1 protein-coding gene and 1 pseudogene are annotated in these 2524 nt (G+C 73.5%); both read left to right on the forward strand.

Annotated features, from left to right (window positions below):
- Window positions 1–963: pseudogene (locus H5J30_RS26825) on the forward strand (potassium channel family protein); the annotation flags it as partial.
- Between the two features lie 262 nt (window positions 964–1225).
- The gene (locus H5J30_RS26830) at window positions 1226–2203 is read left to right on the forward strand and encodes an NAD(P)H-quinone oxidoreductase (RefSeq protein WP_181789910.1); all 978 of its coding nucleotides are present in this window, start codon (window positions 1226–1228) and stop codon (window positions 2201–2203) included.
- Window positions 2204–2524: the final 321 nt, after the last annotated feature.

The following is a 2524-nucleotide window of genomic DNA, read 5'->3' on the forward strand; positions in this document are numbered from 1 at the left end:
TTGATCACCGCCTCCAGGAAGGCGGCCCCCTGCACCGCCGTGAACTTCGTGCTGGCGCTCGCCGTCTTCGTGGTCTACCTCGGCCGCGACGGCTACCACGACAACGCCGGCGGCAAGGTCGGCCTGCTGGACGCCGCGTACTACGCCACCGTCTCCCTCTCCACCACCGGCTACGGCGACATCGTCCCCGCCACCCCGGGCACCCGGCTCAGCACCGTCCTCGTGGTGACGCCGCTGCGCGTGCTCTTCCTGATCATCCTCGTCGGCACCACCCTTGAGGTGCTCACCGAGCGCACCCGCCAGCAGTGGCGGCTCGATCGCTGGAGGTCCGCGTTGCGCGATCACACCGTCATCGTCGGCTACGGCACGAAGGGCCGCTCCGCGCTGCAGACGCTGCGCGCCAAGGGGCTGGACAAGGGCCAGGTCGTGATCATCGATCCGAGCAGCAAGGTCGTCGAGGGGGCCAACGCCGACGGCTACGTGGGCGTCGTCGGCGACGCCACGCGCTCCGCCGTGCTGCTGCGCGCCGAGGGGCAGCGGGCGGCGCAGTTCGTGATCTCGCCGCAGCGCGACGACACGGCGGTGCTGGTGACGCTGACGGTCCGGCAGCTGAACCCGCGGGCCAAGATCGTGACGGCGGTGCGCGAGGAGGAGAACGCGCCGCTGCTGCGCCAGTCCGGCGCGGACGCGGTGATCACCAGCTCCAGCGCGGCGGGCCGGCTGCTCGGCCTGTCGGTGCTGAGCCCGAGCGCGGGTACGGTCCTGGAGGACCTGATCGTGCAGGGCTCGGGGCTGGATCTCATCGAGCGCCCGGCGACCAAGGCGGAGGCGGGTCTGCTGCCGCGCGAGACCGACGACCTGGTCGTGGCGGTCAAGCGGGGGCACCGGCTGATGGCGTACGACGATCCGGACGTCGGCCGGCTGGAGATGACGGACCGGCTGATCACGATCGCCCGGGCCGCGGGACCCGCGACGACGCCGGAGAAGGATCGCATAGTCACCCGCGAGGGTGGCTGGGACCTGGGCGGACGCCGGGACCGCGGCTACCGGGACTACGAGGACACCCGCGACTCCCGCGGCGCCAGGGACTCCAGGGGCTACGGCGCGTACGGGGAGTTGGGCGGCGCGGACCGGGACCGCGACAGGGACCGGAACCGCCGCGGCGACGGCGGCCGGGGGGAGGACGGGGACGCCGCCGACGATGCGGAGTAGTAGCGTCCACGACATGCATGCGATCACCATCTCAGAGCCAGGCGGCCCCGATTCGCTCGTCTGGGCCGAGGTCCCCGACCCCGTGCCGGCCGAAGGCGAAGTGCTGATCGAGGTGGCTGCCGCCGGTGTGAACCGCGCGGACGTGCTGCAGCGCCAGGGGTTCTACGAACCACCCGCCGGCGCCTCCCCGTACCCGGGACTGGAGTGCGCGGGGCGGATCGCCGCGCTCGGCGCGGGGGTGACGGGCTGGCAGGTCGGCGACGAGGTGTGCGCGCTGCTCGCCGGCGGCGGCTACGCGGAGCAGGTCGCGGTGCCCGCCGGGCAGCTGCTGCCCGTACCCCACGGGCACGACGCCGTGACCGCCGCCGCGCTGCCCGAAGTGGCGTGCACCGTCTGGTCGAACGTGTTCATGATCGCCCACCTGCGGCCGGGCGAGACGCTGCTCGTGCACGGCGGCGGCAGCGGCATCGGCACGATGGCCGTGCAGTTGGCCAAGGCGGTCGGCGCCCGGGTGGCGGTGACGGCGGGCAGCGCGGAGAAGCTGGAGTACTGCCGCGAGCTGGGCGCGGACGTGCTGATCAACTACCGGGAGCAGGACTTCGTCAAGGAGGTGCGGGCCGCCACGGACGGCGCGGGCGCGGACGTGATCCTGGACATCGTCGGGGCGGCGTATCTGGCGCAGAACGTGAAGGCGCTGGCGGTCAACGGCCGGATCGCGGTGATCGGGCTGCAGGGCGGCGCGAAGGGGGAGTTGAACCTCGGCGCGCTGCTGGCCAAGCGCGGGGCGATCACGGCGACGTCGCTGCGGGGGCGGCCGCCGGGCGAGAAGGCGGCGATCGTGGCGGCGGTACGGGAGCACGTGTGGCCGCTGGTGGAGGCGGACCGGGTGCGGCCGATCGTGGACCGGACGCTGCCGGTGCAGCAGGCGGCGGAGGCGCACCGGGTGATGGAGTCGAGTGCGCACGTGGGGAAGCTGCTGCTGACGACGTGACGTGGGGCGGTCGCCGCGGCGGTACGTGACCGGCGGTACGCCGTGCGGGTGGGGCACCCGCACGGCGTAGTTCCGAATGTCGGCTTTGTTGGCTTATGTGACTCTAGTCACGTCAGCACTGCCGGCACGGAAGGGTCTCCGCCGTGGCTGCTCCCGCACGTCGCCTGCGCCTCGCAGCCGGAGTCGTGGCGGTGGTGCTCTGGCAGGGCGTGGTGGCGGGCCAGGGGACCGCGTACGGGGCAGGCAACGCGGCGCCGACCGCAACCCGGCACGAGGCGACCCACCCGGGCGCGACGGCGGCACCCGCCGGTGCCGCAGGCC

It is taken from the genome of Streptomyces phytophilus, assembly GCF_013870535.1.
Classification (GTDB): domain Bacteria; phylum Actinomycetota; class Actinomycetes; order Streptomycetales; family Streptomycetaceae; genus Streptomyces; species Streptomyces phytophilus.

Excerpts from the sequence above, each read along its gene's own strand:
- H5J30_RS26830 (WP_181789910.1), top strand. The coding sequence starts at position 1,226 with ATGCATGCGATCACCATCTCAGAGCCAGGCGGCCCCGATTCGCTCGTC.